The 20160-nt window shown below is 70.4% G+C and carries 22 protein-coding genes; 14 read left to right on the top strand and 8 right to left on the bottom strand.

Going from position 1 to position 20160, the window contains the following annotated elements:
* Nucleotides 1-203: 203 nt before the first annotated feature.
* The 4 genes from HNQ07_RS09655 (at nucleotide 204) to HNQ07_RS09640 (ending at nucleotide 2183) form a co-directional block, all read left to right on the top strand.
* A complete protein-coding gene (locus HNQ07_RS09655) occupies nucleotides 204-830 on the top strand; it encodes a class I SAM-dependent methyltransferase (protein ID WP_184111148.1) in 627 nt (208 codons plus the stop codon).
* 82 nt (nucleotides 831-912) lie between these two features.
* Nucleotides 913-1125: a hypothetical protein gene (locus HNQ07_RS09650; RefSeq protein WP_184111146.1), complete on the top strand. Its 213-nt coding sequence runs from the start codon at nucleotides 913-915 to the stop codon at nucleotides 1123-1125.
* Nucleotides 1126-1516: 391 nt separating this feature from the next.
* Nucleotides 1517-1684: a hypothetical protein gene (locus tag HNQ07_RS09645; protein WP_184111144.1), complete on the top strand. Its 168-nt coding sequence runs from the start codon at nucleotides 1517-1519 to the stop codon at nucleotides 1682-1684.
* A 46-nt stretch (nucleotides 1685-1730) separates the two neighbouring features.
* On the top strand, nucleotides 1731-2183 hold the full coding sequence (locus HNQ07_RS09640; RefSeq protein WP_184111142.1) for a DUF7452 domain-containing protein: 453 nt from the start codon (nucleotides 1731-1733) through the stop codon (nucleotides 2181-2183).
* 174 nt (nucleotides 2184-2357) lie between these two features.
* Here the strand turns inward: HNQ07_RS09640 and HNQ07_RS09635 are convergent, their stop codons facing one another.
* On the bottom strand, nucleotides 2358-2873 hold the full coding sequence (locus HNQ07_RS09635) for a hypothetical protein (RefSeq protein WP_184111140.1): 516 nt from the start codon (nucleotides 2871-2873) through the stop codon (nucleotides 2358-2360).
* Between the two features lie 93 nt (nucleotides 2874-2966).
* Nucleotides 2967-3143: a DUF1540 domain-containing protein gene (locus HNQ07_RS09630; protein ID WP_184111138.1), complete on the bottom strand. Its 177-nt coding sequence runs from the start codon at nucleotides 3141-3143 to the stop codon at nucleotides 2967-2969.
* A 300-nt stretch (nucleotides 3144-3443) separates the two neighbouring features.
* Between HNQ07_RS09630 and HNQ07_RS09625 the strand changes: the two genes are divergently transcribed.
* Nucleotides 3444-3881 (top strand): RrF2 family transcriptional regulator, encoded by a 438-nt coding sequence (locus HNQ07_RS09625; RefSeq protein ID WP_184111136.1) that lies wholly within the window; start codon nucleotides 3444-3446, stop codon nucleotides 3879-3881.
* A gap of 125 nt (nucleotides 3882-4006) precedes the next feature.
* Here HNQ07_RS09625 and HNQ07_RS09620 read toward each other — a convergent pair whose 3' ends face one another.
* The 5 genes from HNQ07_RS09620 to HNQ07_RS09600 form a co-directional block, all read right to left on the bottom strand.
* Nucleotides 4007-4819: a nucleotidyltransferase domain-containing protein gene (locus tag HNQ07_RS09620; protein ID WP_184111134.1), complete on the bottom strand. Its 813-nt coding sequence runs from the start codon at nucleotides 4817-4819 to the stop codon at nucleotides 4007-4009.
* 185 nt (nucleotides 4820-5004) lie between these two features.
* A complete protein-coding gene (locus HNQ07_RS09615) occupies nucleotides 5005-6561 on the bottom strand; it encodes a cation:proton antiporter (RefSeq protein ID WP_184111132.1) in 1557 nt (518 codons plus the stop codon).
* 385 nt (nucleotides 6562-6946) lie between these two features.
* Nucleotides 6947-7960 carry an SDR family NAD(P)-dependent oxidoreductase gene (locus HNQ07_RS09610; RefSeq protein ID WP_184111130.1) on the bottom strand — a complete coding sequence of 338 codons (1014 nt, stop codon included), beginning with the start codon at nucleotides 7958-7960 and terminating at the stop codon, nucleotides 6947-6949.
* A gap of 112 nt (nucleotides 7961-8072) precedes the next feature.
* Complete coding sequence (locus tag HNQ07_RS24360; protein ID WP_229831931.1) at nucleotides 8073-9356, bottom strand: FAD-binding protein; 1284 nt, start codon at nucleotides 9354-9356, stop codon at nucleotides 8073-8075.
* A gap of 173 nt (nucleotides 9357-9529) precedes the next feature.
* The gene (locus tag HNQ07_RS09600; protein WP_184111128.1) at nucleotides 9530-10459 is read right to left on the bottom strand and encodes a succinylglutamate desuccinylase/aspartoacylase family protein; all 930 of its coding nucleotides are present in this window, start codon (nucleotides 10457-10459) and stop codon (nucleotides 9530-9532) included.
* A gap of 18 nt (nucleotides 10460-10477) precedes the next feature.
* Between HNQ07_RS09600 and HNQ07_RS09595 the strand changes: the two genes are divergently transcribed.
* Both HNQ07_RS09595 and HNQ07_RS09590 read left to right on the top strand, forming a co-directional pair.
* Entirely contained in the window at nucleotides 10478-10627 is a 150-nt protein-coding gene (locus HNQ07_RS09595; RefSeq protein ID WP_184111126.1) for a hypothetical protein, read from the top strand.
* 12 nt (nucleotides 10628-10639) lie between these two features.
* Nucleotides 10640-11089: a VOC family protein gene (locus HNQ07_RS09590; protein WP_184111124.1), complete on the top strand. Its 450-nt coding sequence runs from the start codon at nucleotides 10640-10642 to the stop codon at nucleotides 11087-11089.
* A 101-nt stretch (nucleotides 11090-11190) separates the two neighbouring features.
* On the opposite strand, the gene HNQ07_RS09585 is transcribed toward HNQ07_RS09590, so the two are convergent.
* The gene (locus HNQ07_RS09585; protein ID WP_184111122.1) at nucleotides 11191-11412 is read right to left on the bottom strand and encodes a hypothetical protein; all 222 of its coding nucleotides are present in this window, start codon (nucleotides 11410-11412) and stop codon (nucleotides 11191-11193) included.
* Between HNQ07_RS09585 and HNQ07_RS09580 the strand changes: the two genes are divergently transcribed.
* The 7 genes from HNQ07_RS09580 to HNQ07_RS09550 all read left to right on the top strand — a co-directional run bounded on the left by HNQ07_RS09580 (nucleotide 11402) and on the right by HNQ07_RS09550 (nucleotide 20148).
* The gene (locus tag HNQ07_RS09580; RefSeq protein ID WP_184111120.1) at nucleotides 11402-12244 is read left to right on the top strand and encodes a phytanoyl-CoA dioxygenase family protein; all 843 of its coding nucleotides are present in this window, start codon (nucleotides 11402-11404) and stop codon (nucleotides 12242-12244) included. The genes HNQ07_RS09585 and HNQ07_RS09580 overlap by 11 nt on opposite strands.
* Nucleotides 12245-12246: 2 nt before the next feature.
* A complete protein-coding gene (locus tag HNQ07_RS09575) occupies nucleotides 12247-12492 on the top strand; it encodes a hypothetical protein (protein WP_184111118.1) in 246 nt (81 codons plus the stop codon).
* Nucleotides 12493-12805: 313 nt separating this feature from the next.
* Entirely contained in the window at nucleotides 12806-14101 is a 1296-nt protein-coding gene (locus tag HNQ07_RS09570; RefSeq protein WP_184111116.1) for a family 4 glycosyl hydrolase, read from the top strand.
* The gene (locus tag HNQ07_RS09565; RefSeq protein ID WP_184111114.1) at nucleotides 14098-14793 is read left to right on the top strand and encodes a glucosamine-6-phosphate deaminase; all 696 of its coding nucleotides are present in this window, start codon (nucleotides 14098-14100) and stop codon (nucleotides 14791-14793) included. Before HNQ07_RS09570 ends, HNQ07_RS09565 begins: the two co-directional genes overlap by 4 nt.
* The gene (locus tag HNQ07_RS09560; RefSeq protein ID WP_184111112.1) at nucleotides 14790-15779 is read left to right on the top strand and encodes an N-acetylglucosamine kinase; all 990 of its coding nucleotides are present in this window, start codon (nucleotides 14790-14792) and stop codon (nucleotides 15777-15779) included. The genes HNQ07_RS09565 and HNQ07_RS09560 overlap by 4 nt, the downstream gene beginning before the upstream one ends.
* A 353-nt stretch (nucleotides 15780-16132) precedes the next feature.
* Nucleotides 16133-17962: a sensor histidine kinase gene (locus tag HNQ07_RS09555; protein WP_184111110.1), complete on the top strand. Its 1830-nt coding sequence runs from the start codon at nucleotides 16133-16135 to the stop codon at nucleotides 17960-17962.
* A gap of 56 nt (nucleotides 17963-18018) precedes the next feature.
* Nucleotides 18019-20148: a GMC family oxidoreductase gene (locus HNQ07_RS09550; protein WP_184111108.1), complete on the top strand. Its 2130-nt coding sequence runs from the start codon at nucleotides 18019-18021 to the stop codon at nucleotides 20146-20148.
* Nucleotides 20149-20160 lie beyond the last annotated feature (12 nt).

Below are 20160 nucleotides of genomic sequence, written 5' to 3'. Positions count from 1 at the left end.
AATTGGCTTGTGCGTGAGACTCCAGGGAGGCTTTGTGGTTGCCGAGAGCAGATGCACCGTCATACCGGCAGTCGGCACCACCGCACTGATTGAGCAAGGGAGTCACGACCCCGCCCTGATCATGGTGTCCGGCGAGATCCGGCACGGCGTAGAACCTTGGCGACCCTGACGGTGTTCCGGTCACACCGTGCCCACACTGGCCTATGGACGACCTGCCGCCCACCTTCTTCCGCCGCCAGGACGAGACTCCAGACGAGCAGTTCTACCGGCACCCACGCTTCGTCACGCACATCGACGACGCGGCGATCGCCGCCGTCACGTCCCTGTACCGCGAGTTCTTTCCGCGTGATGCCCGCGTCCTCGACCTGATGAGTTCCTGGATCAGCCACCTGCCACCGGAGGCGCCCTACCCCGAGGTGGTGGGCGTGGGCCTGAACCACGAAGAGCTGGCCGCCAATACCCGGCTGTCCCGATTCGTCGTCCAGAACCTCAACACCACCGCGCACCTGCCCTTCGCGGACGGCTCCTTTGACGCAGCGGGCATAGCCGTGTCTATCGACTACCTGACCCAACCGGTCGCCGTGCTGCGTGATCTGCGCCGCGTGCTGAGCCCCGGATCGCCTGTGGTGATCACGTTCTCGAACCGCTGTTTCCCGACCAAGGCCGTGCTGGTGTGGCAGCACCTGGACGACGCGGGCCACGTGGCCCTGGTCACGCAGTACCTGGAGCGCGCCGGATACACGGATCTCCGGGCACTGGACCGCAGCCCGGGCGGCGGCGACCCCCTGTACGGCGTGATCGGGTTCGTTCCAGCGCCCTCGGAAGGGTGAGGACAGCAGCCGGCCGTCTCACGCCCGGTCACGTGTGAACCCGCACACTGGGGACAGTGACACCGCATGACTCGAGGTCAGCATGACCCACCGCATCAAACCCGCGCCCTGCCCCCGCTACCAGCAGACCTATCCCGAACACCTCGCCACCGGCGCGGAACTGAGCGCCCTGGGCCTGCGCCCCGGCACCAGCGAACCCGACGCCATCCTGGAATACGAACACAAGGACCGCAGCGGCCTGTGCGCCCTGTACGACCGCCGGCACGCTGTGCCCGCCAATGACCGCCCGGCATAGTGAGCGCATGGCTGCGATCGCCTCACTCAACTTGCACAGGAACGCCACTTGCCCGGGTAGAGATGTGGCACGTTTCTGATTGCAAGCAATAAATGGTCGGAATGTCTCAACAGGAAAGCGTCCGACACAGCGCTACGGTCATCGATGACCATCCACAGCCAATGTTCGACCTCACCGAGGCCTAAATACGTCTCGTCCCAGCTCTACCGACGGGATTCCATTGCGATGTTTTAGTGGCACAGGCCAAGCAGCAATTGAGCAGTTCTGCCATAACTGCATGGCCCTCCCGGGAGTGCTGGTCATATTCGTTCTCACTTGACCCTAAGAACAGCTTAAGATCGGAATGCAGATCGAGTGCGCCGTGATGGGCAGCGGTCTTGAGGAGGCACGCATGAGGAAGCCGCCGACCCATTCCCGCGCCCCCAGTGGTGCTCAGCTGATGCTGGGCGCCGCGCTCGCTCTGGTGCTGCTCACCGCATGCAACACGTCCTCTGGAACACCCCAACCGCAGAAGGCCACCTTCGACCAGAGCGTGTGGGACCAGGCTGTCTTTCTGTAACGCGACCTCCACTCACGTCACTGCCCCGTTCCAGAGGAGTCCGTACATGAAACAGACCACAATAACTGTCCTGCGCTCCCTGCTGGTGTCCATCGCTCTCGCCGCCGCCGTTGCCGTGGCAGTGGACTTCAGCACCCCGCACACGTTCACGGCCGGCACGACCATCAAGGCAAGTGAGATGAACGACAACTTTCAGGCAGCCCAGACCGAACTCCGCCGCCTGGACAGCAAGATCGTGGGCTTCGTGCACACCAGCACGGCGGGGAACAGTGTCAACAACTGGACGTGCATCGACAATCCCGCGACGAACGACAAGCCGAATGCCGTGGTCACTGTCACCCACAACTACAATCCGGGTGGCGATTCAACCAAGTCAAATTACGACACAAACCTGACTGGCGTGTGGTACACGACCAACAAATGGTGCATCTACCACGAGGACCCCAGCAAGGCGATGACGGCAGGCAAGACATACAACGTGGTGGTCGTCCAGCCATGACGCTGTACCGGTCAGGACTCTGAACCTGAGTCTGCCAGGACAACCCACGAGCGCCAAACAGGTGATTCGGGTCGTCCGTGGCGGCCGTTGCAGCTGGTGAAGGCACACCGGGTGGTCTGCCTTGTCTCCACGCAAAGCAGACCGCACCCATCTCCTCTGTGTGCTATGGATCGGTCAGTTCAGGAGCGTGCCGCGAATGCCCTGAGCACAGCGAATGCGGTGCTTGACAGCTTCCGCGTCCAGGGCTCCATGCTCCCTCAGTCCGGCGGCCACAACCTGCACCTCGGACCACGAGCGCCTCAGCAGGGCGCGGGCACGGGCTTCGAGGACGCGCACATAGTCGGGGATGGTGCTCTGCTCCTCGGGTTCGACCAGAGCCGACTGCAGCAGGTCCAGCGCATCGCGCTCAGGCGTTCCCGGGACAACGGGCACTCCAAGCATGGACGCGGCCGCGTGCCGGGCGAGCGCCGTCATGACCACGTCCTCCAGCAGGCTCCGGTTGCGGCGCAGGACGTCCAGGTCGGGCGACAGCGCGTAGCGGACGCCCTGGATGCTCACCTGCACCAGCCGCAGGGGGGCGCGGGCGGTCAGGGTGGCCAGAACCGCTTCCGCGGCGACCACTTGCTCCTGAACATGCATGTCCAGCGCCTGAGCAACTCCGTGCGGGGTGGGTGAGGGCAGTCCAGCCATTAATCCGAGTGTAGCACTCAGGATTCAGCTGGAGCGATGTGGATGTACAGATCGGACCGCCCACACGTCGGTGGGAGGCCCGGTGCCATGAAGTTACTGCTGTGCGCTGGGCTGGGTGCCCTGGGCATCGCTCCGGGGCGTGAAGGTCAGGCACTCGGCCTTCTGGGCGGTCATGCTGACCTCGATCTGGCCCGCCGTGCAGGTCCGGTCCGAGTTGAACCGGCAGCTCGTGGCGTCGCACCGGGAAACGACCGTCGTGTTCTCGTTCATGACCGGAGTGTAGGTTCAGACAGGGGACCCGGTCCGTAAGACAGCGCGTCATGTAAACCGACCAGAGTACTCAACCAGAGCGGTTTACTCGGAATACGTGGGGCTGCGCTCATGGCGTTTCCAACTTCAACACCGGATATGCCGAGATGAGGGCACGAGAACTGCTCCACCTTCGTGCGGGCCGGCAGAAGCTGGAGGAGTACCGGCCAAGCCAGTCCCCCAACCATGGTGGTCGACGGTGCTGACGTGTCCCGATCAATCCTATTTGACTAATCCGAGTGGTTAAGTCAGCATTCTGGCATGTGGGTATCGACCCGAGCCCAGTACGGCCTGCGAGCGATGATCGAGATCGGCCGCCAGGACGGTCAGCCCGTCACGCTGAAGTCCGTGTCCCAGCGGCAGAACATCAGCCTGCACTATCTGGAACAGATCGTCGCGACGTTGCGCCGCGCCGGTTATATCCAGAGCGTCCGCGGCGCGAAAGGCGGCTACCGCCTCAGCCGCTCTGCGGGCAGCATTCACGCCTACGAGGTCGTCACGACGCTGGAAGGCAGTCTCGCGCCCGTGGCCTGCGCCGAGAAGGACCACGTCTGCGACCACGACACCGTCTGCGGCACCCAGGACCTGTGGAAACGGGTGGATCAGGCGCTGCGGGACGTCCTGGGCAGCACGACCCTGGAGCAGCTCATCCTCGAAGCCGAGCAGCTCGACCACCAGCAGCTTCTCCAACTTCGCTGAGCACGTGTGCGGCGCGCAGACAGGGCAGCGACGTCGGGGAAATGCGCCGTCGTCCAGGTGCGATCTGGCACACTCCTCTCCCCTGGTTGCGGGAACCGGCCCGCTTCTGCGTGAACCACTTGCAGCTACTGGCGGCCGACGCCGGCTCGCGCGACCTCGGCCGCCAGCTGGTGAAGGGCGGGCAGATCCGGTTCTGCGACGGCCGCATTGACCCTGCGGGCAAAGTCGTCTGGGGCGCCGGCGCAGGTGGCCGCGCGCTGCACGGCTCCCTTCTCGTTGAGCACCCATACCCGCGCACGCGCACAGATGACCTGGACCAGGGCCATGACCGCCTGGAACACACAGCCCTGGACGTACGCCAGGTCCCCCCGCCCGATTCCCTTCTCGGCGCCCCCCAGCCAGAATGTGGGCGACCAGGCGTACGCCTCTTCCAGGGCGCGGCCGAGGGCCGGTGGGTAGGTGCCGATCTGTGCCTGGAGCGCCCGCAGGCCTCCTGTCAGATCGTCGAGGATCACGCAGGACGCCAGCTCTCCGGCGTAGTGATGGCCGTGGATGCCGTGCGGGTGGCCGGGCTGAACGTGGAGGGTGACGCGGCCCGCGCAGGCATCCTGGACACTGTGTCCGACCCGGCCGAGGTCGCGGTAGATGAAATCAACCCGCTGCCCCTGGATGGTGAGCCACGCCCCGCCGTCCACCCACGGCCCCCAGCCACCCAGGTCACTTGCCGTGGCCTCGCCGGAGTCGTCGAGATCGCGGCACAGGGCAGTGAGGGCGGGAATATCCAGCGGGCTGGCATGATCGTAGTACAGGCCCAGGTCGAGGTCGGACATCGCCGTGGCCGTACCCGTCGCGTGCGATCCACCCAGCACGACGCCCTGTACACCCGGAACGCCGAGCAGCCGCTGTGCCACGCTGGACGCCAGTTCAGGGAAGGGCATTCCTGATTCTAGGCACTGGGCCGTGACAGGCGGGATGTGACCGCCGTTGCGTTGACCTCGGCAGTGCGGCTCGTGTCTGGCTTCACCCCAGACCTCGGAGACGGTGCAGCCGTACCACCCACATGCAAGAGGGGGTGGGTGCACCGTCCAGCGGATGGACCTGGTACTCGGGCCGCCGGGCCGGTTCACGTCCCGGCGTAGGGCACGGTGCTCGCGGCGGTCATCAGTTCCAGCGTGTCCAGCTCGGCCTCCACCTGACGGTACGCATCGTCCCCGATGGTGCCGGTCCGCCGCAGGGTTTCGAGAGCGTCCCGGGAATGCGTCAGCGTCTCGCGGCGCAGGGCGTTGTCCGGTGACCGCGACAGGTCGCCCCCCTGGCGCGCGATGGAGAGGGCGGCCCGGTACTCCTCCCGCAGACGTTCGGCGGCGGGGGTGGTGTCGTGTTCCAGAGCCTTCAGGGCGGCTTTCAGGGCGACGGAGCGGGCGAGGCTGGTCTCGGATTCCACCGTGGTGTCCACCGGAAAGTTCAGCCACAGCAACAGTGGACGCAGCGTGAGGCCCTGGATGACCAGGGTGCCGAGCACCACCACGAAGGCCGCGAGCTGAATGAAATTGCGGGCCGGGAAGGTGTCCGGAAGGGCCAGGGCCGTGGCCAGCGTGACGATGCCGCGCATGCCCGCCCAGCCGATCACCAGCCCGCTCTTCGCGCGTGAGGGCTCCGGGGCAGTGGGCGCGCCGGAGCCGACGTCCGCGGCGCGCCGTCCCCCTGTGAGGGCGTAGCCGACGGCCCACACCAGCCGCACCACGATCACCACGCCCAGAATGACCAGCGCGGCGCCCAGGAAACGCAGGAGTTCACCGTCTCCGAGCGCGTTCAGGATCGGGCCGAGTTGCAGGCCGATCAGCGTGAAGGCCAGGACGTTCAGCAGGAAGGTCACGGCGTCCCAGACGGCGAAGGTGGGCACCCGCAGCTGGGCGGTCTGGGCCACAGCCGGCCGCTGCCCCGCCGCCAGACCGAACACGACCACGGTGACCACCGCAGACAGCCCGAGCCGTTCGGCCAGCACCCACAGGGCGAAGGTCAGCACGAACTGGAAGATCACGGCCGTGGGCGCGTCCGCGATCTTCCCCACCAGCCATGAGACCGGCCACGACAGCCCCCACCCGACCGCCGCGCTGCCGAAGACCGTGAGCAGGAAGGTGGGCAGCACGCCCGCCACGCTGAAGCTGCCCCCCACGACGGCCCCGACCGCCAGGGTGTAGATGAGCAGGGCTGAGGCGTCGTTGAGCAGGCTCTCGCCCTCCAGCACCTTGCGCAGCCGGTGCGGCGGACTGACCTGCCGCAGAATCGCCAGGGCCGCCACAGCGTCGGGCGGAGCGACCAGCGCCCCCAGCGCGATGGCCGCCGCCCACGGCATCTCTGGAAAAAGCACCCGGACGGCGCACGCCACCGCGACGGTGGTCAGACCGACCGCCACCACCACCAGCGACAGCACCGCCTGCCAGTTGCGCCGCAGGTCGCGCAGTGAGGTGTCGTAGGCGGCGTCCAGCAGGACCGGCGCGACGAACAGGGCCAGGATCAGTTCGGGGGGTAGGTCGAGCCGGGGAATGCCCGGCACGAAGGCGACCACCGCCCCGCCCACGGCGAGGAGGGTGGGGTACGGAATGCGCAGCCGCCGCGCGATCACCGACAACACCGTCGCGCCGAACAGCAGGGCCAGCAGGGTCTCGAACAGGTGCATGGGTCCGGCGCCTCCCCGGGAATCGAATCCCCGCCGATGATGTCAGATCGCCGGTTCAGCCGCGCCCCACCCGGCAGCGGCGTGCATAGCTTGACCGGACCTGCATACCGCGCTATGTTTGAGAAATCAAAGGCGGTCTTCGGGCTGCCTTTTTCCATTGTGCGCGGGTGGAACCCGGCGACCGGCTGAGGGAAGCACGAGGACGGAGACGGCTGGGCGGCCCCAGCACGTGTCAGGCCGGTGCCGGATAAGGGATCACGGACCCGCCGGAGTCGTCGGCGCGCGTACGTGGGTTGACCTCAGCCTTCGGGTCACGGACGACACCACGTCAACTGGTCGTGCTGCGCACCTGAACTCGAACGAGGGCTCCTTCACCCCTCGTGGCTTACGTGCGTTCCTGGTCGGCTGCGCCCGTCTGGTTGAGGTCGCGCTCTGCCGCGCGTTTGATCGGGTTGGCCCGGGTCACGGAGGTCTCGACGTCCTGCCCACGGGCCGCGCCTCCGTGGGCGACTGGCTCCGGCAGCAGACGGTTGCCGAGGGCGAGCGCGTCCGCTGTGAGCTGCGGCGCCAGGGCCTGCGCGTATTTCAGGAGGTGCGCCGGACCGCCGATCATCGTCTCGGCGTCCCCGCGCACCAGGGCGTCCACGATGCGCCGCGCGGCCACCCGCCCGTCCAGCGACACGAACGGCAGGTTGTCGAGGGTGGCGAACAGGGCGTATTCCTTGTGCTGCTGCCCCTTCACCTGCGCCTGGCGGGCACTGCCGGTCCGCATCAGGCCGGGGAGCACCGTCGTGACCGTGACGCCCTCGCGGGCCAGCTCGGCGCGCAGGGCCTGCCCCAGCCCCGCCGACGCGAACTTGCTCACGGAATACGGCGCCAGGTGCGGCACGGCCACCTTCCCGCCCACCGAGGACACGATCAGCACCCGGCCCCGCGAACGCCGCAGGTGCGGCAGGGCTTGGCGGGTGAGCCGGAGCGGAGCGTACGCGTTCACCTCCATGATCCGGCGGAAGTCCGCCTCGGTCATGTTCGCCAGCGGTCCCGTCTGGATCAGGCCGGCGTTGTGAACGACCACGTCCAGCCGGCCGAAGGCGTCCACCGTCGCGTCCACGGCACGGACGAGATCGGCCTCGACCGTCACGTCGGCCATGACCGTGTGCACGCGCGGCCCGGCGCCGAGCTGCTGTCCGGCCCGCTGGAGTTCGGCGCCGTCGCGGGCCAGCAGCATGACCCTCGCGCCGCGCTCCAGCAGCTCCCGGGCCAGCGCGAGTCCCAGCCCCCGGGAGCCGCCGGTCACGAGGACCACCCTGCTCCCCAGATCGAACGGCGCGCGCCGCGCCCGGCGCCAGACCGCGGCACCGAGTCCGAGCAGGAGGAGTGTCCGGAGGGAAGGTCGCATCCACGCAGTGTGCCCGCGCCGCGCGCCAGGACGCCGGATTATGAATCCACGCTCAACTCGACAGGAAGACATCCTGCTCCTGCGCCGGACCACGGCCCCATGCCGCGGCCCCTCAGTCCGTGCCGAGCACCTGCGTGTCGAGGAACGCGTTGCGGAACATGCCGCCCGGATCGAGCGTGAGCATCAGATCCCGGAACTCGGCCAGCCGCGGCTGGGCGCCCGGCCAGCGGTGCGCCGGGGTCACATACACCTTGCCCCAGTGGGGTCGGGCGCTGAGGGGGGCCAGGATCGCCTCGATCTCGGGCAGCACGGCCCGGACGGCCGGCTCGTCAAGCCGCCACGTGAAATGCACCGCGGCGCAGTCGTGCCCGTAACACGGGCTGAGCCAGTGGGAATCGGCCGCGACCGTCCGCACCTCCGACACGAACAGCAGGGGCGCCAGCCGGGACCCCACGGCGAACAGGGCGCGCAGCGCGGCGGGGGCGTGCTGCCGGGGCAGCAGGTACTCGCTCTGGATCTCTGCCCCGCTGCTCGGCGTGTGCTCCATGCGGAAGTGCGGCCAGCGTTCGTACCACGGTCCCGGCACGCCGCCCTGGGGGGTGCACGGCGTCGCGGAGGCCCCGGGTACCGGGTGAACGTCGTGCGCGGCCCGCGTCGCCCCGAACCACGTCGGCGGCGCGGGCGCGAGGGGCCGGTCGACCCGCCGTTTCAGCCACGCGTGGTGAAAGGTGTCGTCCTGCCACGTGGTGAACAGGCTGACGCTGTCGGCCGCCGACATCACCTCGTCGAAGTGGGCGGCCACGGGCGCCAGCGGCACGCGCTCGTAGACATCCTGCCGCACGTCGTAGGTCGGCTCGACGGCCAGCGTGAGGGCCGTGACGATGCCGAGCGCGCCCAGCGACATCACCGCGCCGTCGAACACGTCGGGCATGTGGTCGCGTGACACGGTCACGAGGTCGCCCCCGGCAGTCAGCAGCTCGAGCCGGGTGACTGCCGAGGCGAGCACTGCGGCGGAATTCCCGGAACCGTGCGTGCCGGTGGCGCACGCGCCCGCCACCGACAGGTGCGGCAGCGAGGCGAGGTTGGGCAGCGCGAACCCCTGGGCGTGCAGCGACGCCCCCAGGTCGCCGTACCGCACGCCGCCCTCGATCCGCACGGTGCGCTCGGCGGTGTTCACTGCGCCGATGCCGCGCAGCCGCTCGAGCGAGACCAGATCGCCGGCGGTATCTGGCAGCCGGTTGAACGAGTGCCGGGTGCCGAGCGCCCTCACCCGCGAGCCGCGGTGGACGATGGCCTGAAGCTCCTCGACACTGGCGGGGCGGTGGAGGCGTGCCGCGCCGTACACCACGTTGCCGCCCCAGTTGCCCTCGGCAGCGGGCCGCTCCTGAACGATCACGCGCGGGTCCCGGTCATCCGTTCACCGCTCGGGACTGGATCGGCCGCGCCCTGGGGTGGCCCTTGCCGGCGCGGGTCGAACGGCTGGGCGGTTGGGGCATGCGGCAGCCTCCTGCTTTTCGACTTCGCCGTCAAGGCACGTGTGGCCGGCGCGCGGTGGGCCGCTCCGGCGCGTCACGGGGCCGGAACGCCGATCCCGACCAGGGGATCTCCCTCGTTCATGGCGAGGCTCGTCACCACGAACAGCACCACGCCGCCGTCGGGCGCATGGAAGGAACGCGCTGACTGTCCGGTCAGGTCGCGCAGGGTTCCGATCTCATCCCCCTTCGAGACGACGGCTCCCGCCGCGACGTGCGGCGTCCACAGGCCGCTGGCCGGCGCCGAGAGCCAAGCGAGCCCGCTGTGCTCCGTGATCGCCGCCGGGCGCTGCGGCTCACCTGGCCGCATGCCGAGGGCGTGCATCGCGTTGTGCACGCCCTGCACCAGCGCCGTCACGTCGGCCTCACGGCGCTGGCCCTGGCCGCCCGCCTCGGCGATGATGGCGGGACGGCCGTGCGTGCGGGTGACCTCGACGGTCATGCCGCGGCTGTCGCTGGCGATCAGGTGCGGCAGCCCGAACGCGAGCGCCAGCTCACGGGACGGCCCGTGCCCCCGCGCGTAGATGGAGAAGGGCTCCAGGGCCTCCACGAGATCGCCGCCGTGCAGGTCGATCACGGCGTCCGCGCGGGACAGGAACGTCTCGTGCAGCCACGCGGCGAGACGTTCCGCGTAGGTCCCCTGCGCCCGACCGGGAAACACCCGGTTCAGGTTCCGACCGTCCACCGGATTCACGTAGATGCTGCGCGGCCAGAACGCGCCCGGATTCACGATGGGCAGCACGACCAGCGTGCCGCGCAGGGTGTCCGGCGCCGTGTCCGCGACCGCGTAGGCTGCGTCCATGCTGGCGTACTCCGCGCCGTGCACGCCCGCCGTGATCAGCAGGGTCGGTCCGGCCTCCACGCCGCGCACGACGATGTAGGGCAGTCGGGTCTCGGGCGCGAGGGGCGCGTCGAGCACTCCCCGTGTGGCCGTTCCGGGCGGCGTGGACTGGATCAGTTCATGCATGCGGTCACCTGTGGACGCGTGAAGCCCGGGAGCACTCCGGTCGGCGGCGTGGCCGGAAAAACCGGCGTGACGGCCGGGCGGGCGGTGGATACCGCCGCACTCTACGGCACCTCCGGGCGACGCTCCTTCCGTGGGGCCGCGCGCCGGGCCGACAACCGGCGCAAGTAAGATGCGGGGATCATGACGGTCAAGCGACTGGACCACATTAGCGTCGTCGTGGAGGACCTCTCGGCCGCCACGGCGTTCTTCACCGCCCTCGGCATGACCGTCGCCGGCCGGGCTCCCGTGGAGGGACCGTGGGTGGACCGCGTCAACGGCATCGACGGGGTGCAGGTCGACATCGTCATGATGAGGACGCCGGACGGGCACGGGCAGCTCGAGCTGACGCGGTTCCGCCACCCTGCCCTGGCCGAGTCCCATCCGGCGGTCGCGCCGCCCAACACGCTCGGCCTGAGGAGCGTCATGTTCGAGGTGGAGAGCGTCGAGGACGCCCTTGCGCGGCTGCGCCCCCAGGGCGCGGAACTCATCGGCGAGGTGGCCGAGTACGAGGACAAGTACAGGCTGTGTTACGTGCGCGGTCCCGCCGGCATCATCGTCGCGCTGGCAGAAGACCTGCGCCCCCGCATGTAGCTAGGCTGTGATCCTCGGGCGCGCAGAGAGTGTCCGTCTCACCCGGCGTCGGAGGCGGGCGGAGGGATGACGCACAGCCTTCTCTGACCGGCGGTTCCGGCTCAACGGTCGCCGGCGTCGGCCACGCCGTCAGGCACGCGAGACTCCGTCAGACCGCCTCCTCGTCGGTCCTCGACGTGCTGCGCCGTGCTGCCGTTCCAGAGCGTCCAGGCCGGGTTCTTCCTGCGGCCGAGCTTGACTTTGCCGAGACCGGGCGCAGAATGGGCGCAGTTCACACCAGCACACCATCCCGATTCCCGCAGGAGGTAGAGGATGACGGCCATCCCCGACGTTGCGCCCACCACGTCCTACGACATTCCCGCCATCATGGCCGGCCTGTACGGCGACGGCATCATCGGCCTGAAGGGCGCTTTTTCGCGCGAGTGGGTCGCGCATCTCGGCACGGAACTGCCCCGCCTGTACGAGGCGGCGCTCGCCCGCCCCGGCGGCGCGGTGGGACGCGGAACCAACCGGCACTACGTCGAGATCCACCCCGAGGACATCAGCGGGTTCCTGGACCTGGTCACGCACCCGTGGGTGACGACGGTGTGCCGGAGCGTGCTGGGACCGGAGTACAAGATCGTGGAGATCGGCTTCGACGTGCCCAATCCGGGCGCCCGGGACCAGCCGTGGCACCGCGACTTCCGCGCCGGACCCGAGACACTGGTGGACCGCCGCCTGAACTCGCTGGCGTTTAACCTCACCACCGTGGATGTCGAGCCGGACATGGGGCCTTTCGAGATCGCGCCCGGCACGCAGTGGGACGATCCCAGCGCCTTCGACCACGGCATGTTCCCGCCGGTGTCAATGTTCCCCCGCTACGGAGCGCTGGCGCAGCGCAAGCTGCCGAAGATGGGCGACATCTCCGTGCGCTCGGCGCTGACCATCCACCGCGGCACGGCCAACGTCAGCACCAAGCCCAGGCCAGTCCTGGTGCTGGGCGTGGACGCGCCGGGCGCCGGACACGACGAGTTCCACGACCTCCAGTTCACCCGCGCGTACTACGAGCAGTTGCCGGAGGACGTCCGGACGCACCTGATCTGCCGCGTGGTGGAGGAACTCGAACCCATCATGCAGGGGCACACCATCGAGGGCCTGATGATGGGTGACGCCTGAGCGTGCGCGAATTCAACGCGGTGGTGGCCCATTTCGGCGGCGCCGCGCTGACCGGTCGCCTCCAGGCGCTGGAGGGCGGCCGCGGCCTCATGCGGATCGCCCTCGACCCGGTCGGCGGTGACGCCGCCCTGCAGGAGGGCGCCGAGGGCGTGCTGGAGATGCACGACGGCGCCCGATTCCGCGTGAGTGTCCAGGAGAAGCTGGCGGACGCGGGCGAGTGGCGCGTGAAGCTGATCGGCCGGGCGTAACAGAGAGAAGGCCGAGCCCGAAAACCGGCTTCCAGTCATCGACCATGTGAGGCACAGCGCCCTGGAGCGGCCAGCTCTGCCGTGACGGGGCCGCCGCTTCCGTGGTCGGCTGCAAGCCTTCATCAGTCCACTCGTCACGGTCCCATTTCGCCGGGGGCCGTGACCCGTCAGAATGGGCCACACGCATGAACAGGAATCTGGATGGCCCGGGCCGCCGGACACGCCGTGACGTCCGGCTGGTCCGGCGCGGTCGCTGGTCCGACGGCCTGACCATGTCCACTGTTCCGGACGCCGCTCGTCACAAGGATGGTCCATGGCCCGAGTAAAGATCGCGTACATCGGCGGCGGCAGCACCCGCGCGCCCGGCACCCTCGCGTCGTTCATCCGGCAGGCGGGGAATTTCGCCGGCTCGGAGATCGTCCTGCACGACCTGGACGCGGAGCGGCTCGACCTCGTGTGCGCGCTCGCCCGGCGCATGGCGGCCGTGCAGGGAGCGGACCTGACCTTCACGGCCACCACGGACCGCCGGGCCGCGCTGGACGGCTGCGACGCCGTGCTGTCCAGCTACCGTCCCGGCGGCTTCGAGGCCCGCGCACTCGACGAACGCATCCCGCTGTCGCACGGCGTGGTGGGGCAGGAAACGCAGGGTGCCGGAGGCTTTTTCATGGCCCTGAGGGCCGTGCACGTGGCGCGCGGACTGGTCGCGGACATGGAAGCGGTGTGCCCGCAGGCGTGGCTGATGAACTACACCAATCCCGTGAACATCGTCGCCCAGGCGGTCGCGGACCACTCGCCCATCCGGGTCGTGTCGCTGTGCGAGGGTCCCATCGTGTTCCCGCGCGAGATCGCGGCCCTCGCCGGCCTCGATCCGGACCGCGTGCGGGCCACCATGGTGGGTCTGAACCACGCATGCTGGAGCGCGGATGCTACGTACGGCGGCGCCTCCGGCACCGAGCCGCTGCTGCCATTGCTGGCCGCGGCGCTGGACGGTGAATTGCCGGATGTGGGGGCGCGGCGCTGGATCGACCTGGCCGTGACGCTGGGCACGGTGCCCGCGTCGTACATGCGGTACTACTACTTCGAGCGCGAGATGGTCGCCGAGCTGCGCGCCCAGCCCACCACGCGCGCCCAGGACATCCTGGCGGAGGTACCGGAGTACTGGGCGCATTACCGCGAGCAGCTCACGGCCGACGCGCCGACGCTCGACCCGGAGCGCTCACGCGGCGGCATCTTCGAGCTGGAGGTCGCGGTGGACGTCATGGACGCGCTGTTCAACGACCGCGCCGAGGTGTGGCCGTGCAACGTCGTGAACCGGGGCGCGCTGGCGGACCTCCCGGACACGCTGGTGGTGGAGGGGCCGTGCGTGGTGGACGCCCAGGGTGTGCGGCCCGTCGCGGGCCACCGCGTGCCCCCCGCGGCCCGCGCCCTGACCGGCGCGCTGGGCGAGTACCAGCAGCTCGCCGCGACCGCCGCGTGGCGCGGGGACCGCCTGGACGCGCTGCGGGCGCTGGTCAGCAATCCGCTGGTGCGGACGCTGCCGCTGGCCCGGACGCTGTACGACGAACTGGCCGCGGCCCACCGCGCGTGGCTGCCGGACCGGCTGTGGTGACGCCGGGCGTCACCGTTCACGTCGTGCCGGACGCGCCGGCGCTGGCGGACGCCGCGGCCGAATGGCTGGCCCAGCGCATCGCCCGCACGCCAGCCCTCACGGTGCTGGTCGCGACCGGCCAGACGCCGATGGGCATGTACGCGCAGCTGGCCGAGCGGGTCCGGGCGGGCACGCTCGACTGCTCCGGCGTGACGGCCGTGCAGCTCGACGAATACGCCGGCCTGCCCGAGGGCGATCCCCGCAGCCTGCGGGCGTGGATGCTGCGGTCCTTCGTGACGCCGCTGGGCGTGCAGACCGTCGTGCCGCTGCTGGACCCGGCGGCCTTCACTGGCCGGCTGGCGGCGCTGGGCGGGCTCGACGTGGCGGTGCTTGGCCTGGGTCCGAACGGCCACGTCGGCTTCAACGAACCGCCCAGTGGTCCTGACGCGCCCACGCGGGAGGTCGCCCTGACGCCCGAGAGCCTGCGGAGCAACGCCGCGTACTGGAGTGGGCTGACGGTGCCCACACGGGCCGTCACGGCCGGCATGGACGTGATCCTCGGCGCCCGCGAGACGCTGCTCCTCGTCAGCGGAGCGCACAAGTGCGCCATCCTGAGCGAGGCGCTGGACGGCCCGGAGACCCCGCTGGTGCCGGCGAGTTTCCTGCGCCGAACAGCCCTGACCGTCCTCGCGGACCGGGACGCCCGGCCGTGACACCGGTGGCGGACGCCGTGCTGGGCATCGACGCGGGCAACACGAAGACGGTCGCGCTGCTGATCGACCCGGCGGGCCGCGTCCTCGGCTGGGGCCGCGCCGGGCCGTCGAACATCTACACCGGCGTTTCCCAGGCCCTCGAGAGCCTCGAGCACGCGGTCACGGCGGCCCTCGATCACGCAGGCCTGCGGGGCCGCCTACTGCGGGCGGCAGTCCTCAGCGCGAGCGGGGCGGACTGGCCGGAGGACTTCGCGCTGCTGCGCGGCGCCATGGCCCACCGGGGCTGGGCCGCGCAGATGGACGTCGTGAACGACGCGGTGGGGGCACTGCGGGCCGGTTCCGTGGACGGCCTGGGCGTGGCCGTCGTGTGCGGCACGAGTTCCGGCACCGCCGCCCGCGCGCCCGGCGGCCCCGTGTGGCATTCCTCGTTCTGGCAGGAACCCGAGGGCGCCGAGGACCTTGCCCGGCAGGCCCTGCGCGCCGTGTACCGCGCCCACCTGGGCATTGACCCGCCCACCACCCTCCGTGCCCGGGCGCTGGCCCTGTTCGGGGTGCCGGACGTGGCCGCCCTGATGCACCGGGTGACCGGACGCACGCAGGAGCCGGTGCTCCAGCCGGGCCGGTTCGCCCGTGCGCTGCTCGACGAGGCCGACGCGGGCGACGCCACCAGCCGCCGCATCGCCGTGCGGCACGGGGAGGCGCTCGGGGACTACGCCCTCGCGGCGGCGCGGCAGGTGGGCCTGCACGGAGGCTACCGCCTGGTCACCACCGGCGGCGTCATGCGCCACCCCAGCGCCCTGCTGCGCGGCGCGCTGGTCCGGCAGGTGCAGGCGGGCCATCCCGACGTCACGTGGCAGGCCGGCGCCCTGGAGCCGGTGTGCGGCGCAGCGCTGCTGGCCGCCGAACTGCACGGACCACCCGTGACCGCGGAGCAGTACGCCACTCTTGCGGCCACCACCCCGCATGCGGGCGTCTTCGAGACCTGACGCCTCTGCCTGTCGGCCGGCGACAGTCTCGGCCATCCGCCTGAACACCTCTCCAACGCGGTGGATGTCGGTGCGAACTCTCGCAGAGCACGTGGCATGGTGGCTTGCGGTGCTGACCGCCGAACGTCACGGCCTTGTGGACGATCCCATTGCCAGCGGGCAGGGAGGGTTTTTGTGGGCCGGCTCTGCCACAGGCCGAAGGCAATCACTGCATCCCGTAGACCCCTGACGCACCGGGCTCGACTGGACACGCGTCCAAAAACGCTGAATGACCCTCGTTTCAGTTGACCTGCACCGTCCGGGGCCCGAATCCCTTCCAGGGTCTGTCGGCGGTTTGCCCGCTATGGTGAGGCATGACCTCCGAGCCCGGTACCGACCTCGGGCCCCCCTCGTCCCTGATGGAGTACGTGCAGGGCGTCACCGAGGCTCTCGCGGCGAGCTGGACGCAGCGTGCGGTCGTCGAGATCATCCTGTCGGCGGGCCGGCAGGCGCTGGGCGCTGTCTCTGGAACTGTGCTGCTCGTCGAAGGCGCCGGCCGACAGCTGTCGGTCGCCGGCCGTCACGGCCACGGGGACCGCAGCGTGTGGCAGGACGGCCCGGTCGACGGGTATCCCCTGATCTCGGACGTCCTGCGCGGGCGGGAAGCGCTGTATTTCGAGCACCCCGGCGCGTTGCAGGCGGCCTACCCGGACCTCGAACACCGGACTGGCGCGCACGCAGCGGTCGCCACGGCGGCGCTCCCGATGTTCCTGGATGGCCGGCCCCTCGGGACCGTGGTGCTGGACTTCACGGAGCCGCACCCGTTTCCGCCGGCCGAGCGGCGGTTCCTGACCATCCTGGCGGCGCAGTGCGCGGTGGCGCTGGGCCGGGCGGAGGCCGTGCGGAAGCTGGAGGCGCGGGTCGAGGACCGCACCCGGCAACTGGAGGAGGAACGCTCGGCGCTGGAGGCCTTCACCCGCTTCACGGAACTGGTCGGCACCGAGACGCACGTGGAGACGCTGGTCCGGCAGGCCATCACCCTGCTGCACGAGACCTGCGACGTGGACGTCGCCTACTTCGAGCGTGAGGGAGAGCTGTTCAAGGCGACCGCGTGGAGCCACTGGGTGGACGTCGCCCTGCTGGCGCAGCTCCAGCGCGGCTTCCCACTCCAGCACTCCGAGATCGCGCAGGTGCTCCGGCGCCACACGGCAGCGTTCGTGGACCGCTGGAACGAGACGCCGCTGCTGATCGAGCAGACGGGCATCTTTCACGCGGTGGCCGGGTACCCGTACTTCGTGGAGGGAGAGTTGCAGGGCGTGCTCATGATGGCGTCGACAACGACGGCGACGTGGGCGGAGCGCGAAAAGGGCATCTTCCGGGCAGTGGGCCGCAGCCTGGACCTGGCCCTGGGCCGTGCCCAGCAGACCACCGCCCTGCGGGAGCAGCGCGACGCCCTGGACGCGCGGACCCAGGAACTCTCGGTCGCCAACGCGGAACTCGAGGCCTTCAGCTACTCGGTCTCGCACGACCTGCGCACGCCGGTGCGGCACATGTTGGGATTCCTGCACCTCGCCCGCGAGGCCCTGGGCAGCCACCTCGACGATCGGAGTGCCCGGTACCTCGACGTGGTGGGACAGGCCGGCATGCAGATGAACGCCCTGATCGACGCCATGCTGCACCTGTCGCAGGCGGCCCAGAGACCGCTGCAGCCGCAGACGGTGGACCTGGGCGACGTCATGGCGCAGATCCAGACGACGCTGCTTCCCGATCTGCTCACCCGGCGGGTGCAGTGGGAGGTCGCGCCCCTGCCCGCCGTGCACGGCGACCGGGACGCCCTGAAACAGGTCCTGACCGAGCTGACCGAGAACGCGCTGAAGTACACCCAGACCCGCGATCCGGCGGTCATCCGGGTGTGGGCGGAGGACGGCGGCGACCGCTGGGGCGTGTACGTGCGCGACAACGGCCTGGGCTTCGATCCGCGCTACCACAACCGCCTGTTCAGCATGTTCCAGCGGCTCCACACCGCCGACGAGGTCAAGGGCACGGGGGTCGGGCTGGCCAGCGTCCGCCGGCTGATCCTGAAGCACGGCGGTCAGGTGTACGCCGAGGGCCGGGTGGGCGAGGGTGCCACGTTCGGCTTCACGCTCCCCAAGTCCCGGCCGGCAGGGCCGTCTGTGCCTCGGCCCCGCGACCAGCAGGCGTGACGGCCGGCCCCGGTGTGCCACAGTGACGGCGTGCAACGTTCACCGAGGTGCGGGCCATGACCGGGGTCTCTACTAGCCCGACCCTGAGGGCGCTCATCGATACCATCCTCCCGGCCGACGATGCTCCGTCCGGGTGGCACGCCGGCGTGGGCGAGTTCCTGACCGGCATCTTCGGGCGTGACCTGCGGGCACGCCGCGCCGAGTTCGGCCGGGGCCTGGCCGCGCTGGACGCCGAGGCGCAGGCCCGGCACGGGCAGGACTTCGCGGCGCTGGGCGAGGACACGCAGCACGCCCTGATCCACGACCTGCTGGCCGGCACGAGCGCGGCGGACTGGGAGGACCTGAACCCGGCCGCGTACCTCCAGTGGACGATCCAGCTGTGCATGCAGGGGTACTACGGCGATCCCGGCAACGGCGGCAACCGAGATGGTGTGGCGTGGCGCACGCTGGGCTACCACCGTCTGCCGGACGGCGCGCAGTGGCCCGACGTCCGGGCAGAGCGGCCCGCCCTGACGGCGTGGGACGACCTGCACGCCGAGTACGACGCGGTCGTGGTGGGTGCCGGGGCTGGGGGCGGCGTGGCCGCGTGCGTGCTGGCGGAGGCGGGGCACCGGGTGCTGCTGGTCGAGCGCGGCGCGTGGCTGGGCACGCACGACCTGCGGGACGACCACCTGCGCAGCGCCCGGCTGTCGCTGGGCTACGAACCCGCGACCGGCCCGCCCCTGCACGGGAACCCGCGGGTGGCCGGGCACGCGGCGGTGCCGCCCAGCGATCCGCGCTGGCTGAACAATGCCATGACCGTGGGCGGCGGCACGCGCGTGTACGGCGCGCAGGCGTGGCGCTTCTCGCCCGAGGACTTCCGCATGGCCAGCACCTACGGGGTGCCGGAGGGCAGCGCCCTGGCCGACTGGCCGATCACCTACGACGACCTCGAACCCGACTACGAGCGCGCCGAGTGGGAGCTGGGCGTGTCCGGCGACGCGGCCGGGAACGCGTACGCCGGACCGCGCCGGCGCGGCTATCCCATGCCGCCGGTGGGGCCGAACGGCACGGTGCCCGCGCTGACCCGGGGAGCGCGGGCGCTGGGGCTGAGCACCTCGCCCGTGCCGCTGCTGATCAACTCGGTGCCGTATGGCGGGCGCGGCACGTGCCTGCAGTGCGGGGCGTGCGTGGGCTTCGCGTGCCCCGGCGAGTTCAAGACCGACACGCGCAATACGGTGATCCCCCGTGCCCTCGCCACCGGACGCTGCGACCTCGTGACGGGCGTGCAGGTCGAGCGCGTCATCACGGACGCGGCCGGACGGGTCACGGGCGTGGCGCTGGTGACCGGACCCGCGGACGCCGCGCAGCGCCGCACGGTTATGGCGGGGCAGGTGCTGCTCGGCGCCGGCGCCATCGAGACGGCGCGGCTCCTGCTGAACAGCGCGACCGCGCGCGAGCCCCACGGGTTGGGCAACACCCACGACCAGGTGGGCCGGCACCTGCAGGGGCACGTGTACGCCGGCGCCTTCGCAGTGTTCGATGAGCCGGTGCAGGACTGCCGCGGCCCCGGGCCGAGCCTCGCCACGAACGACTACCGGCACGGCAACCCGGGCATCGTTGGCGGCGCGATGATCGCCAACGACTTCGTGCCCATGCCGCTGTACGTGTACACCATGCTCACCGCCCTGAACCCCGAGCTGCCCACCTGGGGCGCGGCGAGCAAACGGGCGATGCGCCACCTCTACCCGCGCCTGGCGCTGGTGTTCGGCCCGGTGCAGGAGGTGCCGAATCCGGATGCCCGCGTGACTCTCGACCCGGACGTGCGCGACGCGTACGGCGTTCCCGCCGCGCGGCTGAGCGGGAATATCCACCCGGAAGACCGCCGCACCGCGCAGTTCATCGCGGAGCGCGTGACCGAGTGGGTGACGGCCAGCGGCGCTCGCGACGTGATTCCGCTGGTATTCGCGCCGGCCGAGGGACCCAGCGGCGGGCAGCACCAGGCCGGCACGTGCCGCATGGGCGACGATCCGCGCACCTCCGTCACGGACGCGTGGGGGCAGGTGTGGGGACACGACAACCTGCACGTGGTGGACGGCTCGCTGCACGTCACGAACGGGGGCGTGAACCCCGTGCTGACCATCCTGGCGCTCGCGTACCGCGTCAGCCGCCACGTGGCCCAGCGGATGGGCGCCGCGACGGGCTGAAGCCCTGCACGC

Origin of the sequence: Deinococcus metalli (assembly GCF_014201805.1) — a bacterium.
GTDB lineage: Bacteria > Deinococcota > Deinococci > Deinococcales > Deinococcaceae > Deinococcus > Deinococcus metalli.
The sequence above is the reverse complement of the archived record's forward strand: the minus strand, read 5'-3'. Positions and strand labels throughout refer to the sequence as shown.

Excerpts from the sequence above, each read along its gene's own strand:
- HNQ07_RS09645 (WP_184111144.1), top strand. The coding sequence starts at position 1,517 with ATGAGGAAGCCGCCGACCCATTCCCGCGCCCCCAGTGGTGCTCAGCTG.
- HNQ07_RS09630 (WP_184111138.1), bottom strand. The coding sequence starts at position 3,143 with ATGAACGAGAACACGACGGTCGTTTCCCGGTGCGACGCCACGAGCTGC.
- HNQ07_RS09610 (WP_184111130.1), bottom strand. The coding sequence starts at position 7,960 with ATGCGACCTTCCCTCCGGACACTCCTCCTGCTCGGACTCGGTGCCGCG.
- HNQ07_RS09655 (WP_184111148.1), top strand. The coding sequence starts at position 204 with ATGGACGACCTGCCGCCCACCTTCTTCCGCCGCCAGGACGAGACTCCA.
- HNQ07_RS09555 (WP_184111110.1), top strand. The coding sequence starts at position 16,133 with ATGACCTCCGAGCCCGGTACCGACCTCGGGCCCCCCTCGTCCCTGATG.
- HNQ07_RS09600 (WP_184111128.1), bottom strand. The coding sequence starts at position 10,459 with ATGCATGAACTGATCCAGTCCACGCCGCCCGGAACGGCCACACGGGGA.
- HNQ07_RS09550 (WP_184111108.1), top strand. The coding sequence starts at position 18,019 with ATGACCGGGGTCTCTACTAGCCCGACCCTGAGGGCGCTCATCGATACC.
- HNQ07_RS09590 (WP_184111124.1), top strand. The coding sequence starts at position 10,640 with ATGACGGTCAAGCGACTGGACCACATTAGCGTCGTCGTGGAGGACCTC.
- HNQ07_RS09640 (WP_184111142.1), top strand. The coding sequence starts at position 1,731 with ATGAAACAGACCACAATAACTGTCCTGCGCTCCCTGCTGGTGTCCATC.
- HNQ07_RS09580 (WP_184111120.1), top strand. The coding sequence starts at position 11,402 with ATGACGGCCATCCCCGACGTTGCGCCCACCACGTCCTACGACATTCCC.
- HNQ07_RS09570 (WP_184111116.1), top strand. The coding sequence starts at position 12,806 with ATGGCCCGAGTAAAGATCGCGTACATCGGCGGCGGCAGCACCCGCGCG.
- HNQ07_RS09615 (WP_184111132.1), bottom strand. The coding sequence starts at position 6,561 with ATGCACCTGTTCGAGACCCTGCTGGCCCTGCTGTTCGGCGCGACGGTG.
- HNQ07_RS09585 (WP_184111122.1), bottom strand. The coding sequence starts at position 11,412 with ATGGCCGTCATCCTCTACCTCCTGCGGGAATCGGGATGGTGTGCTGGT.
- HNQ07_RS09625 (WP_184111136.1), top strand. The coding sequence starts at position 3,444 with ATGTGGGTATCGACCCGAGCCCAGTACGGCCTGCGAGCGATGATCGAG.
- HNQ07_RS09620 (WP_184111134.1), bottom strand. The coding sequence starts at position 4,819 with ATGCCCTTCCCTGAACTGGCGTCCAGCGTGGCACAGCGGCTGCTCGGC.
- HNQ07_RS09650 (WP_184111146.1), top strand. The coding sequence starts at position 913 with ATGACCCACCGCATCAAACCCGCGCCCTGCCCCCGCTACCAGCAGACC.
- HNQ07_RS09635 (WP_184111140.1), bottom strand. The coding sequence starts at position 2,873 with ATGGCTGGACTGCCCTCACCCACCCCGCACGGAGTTGCTCAGGCGCTG.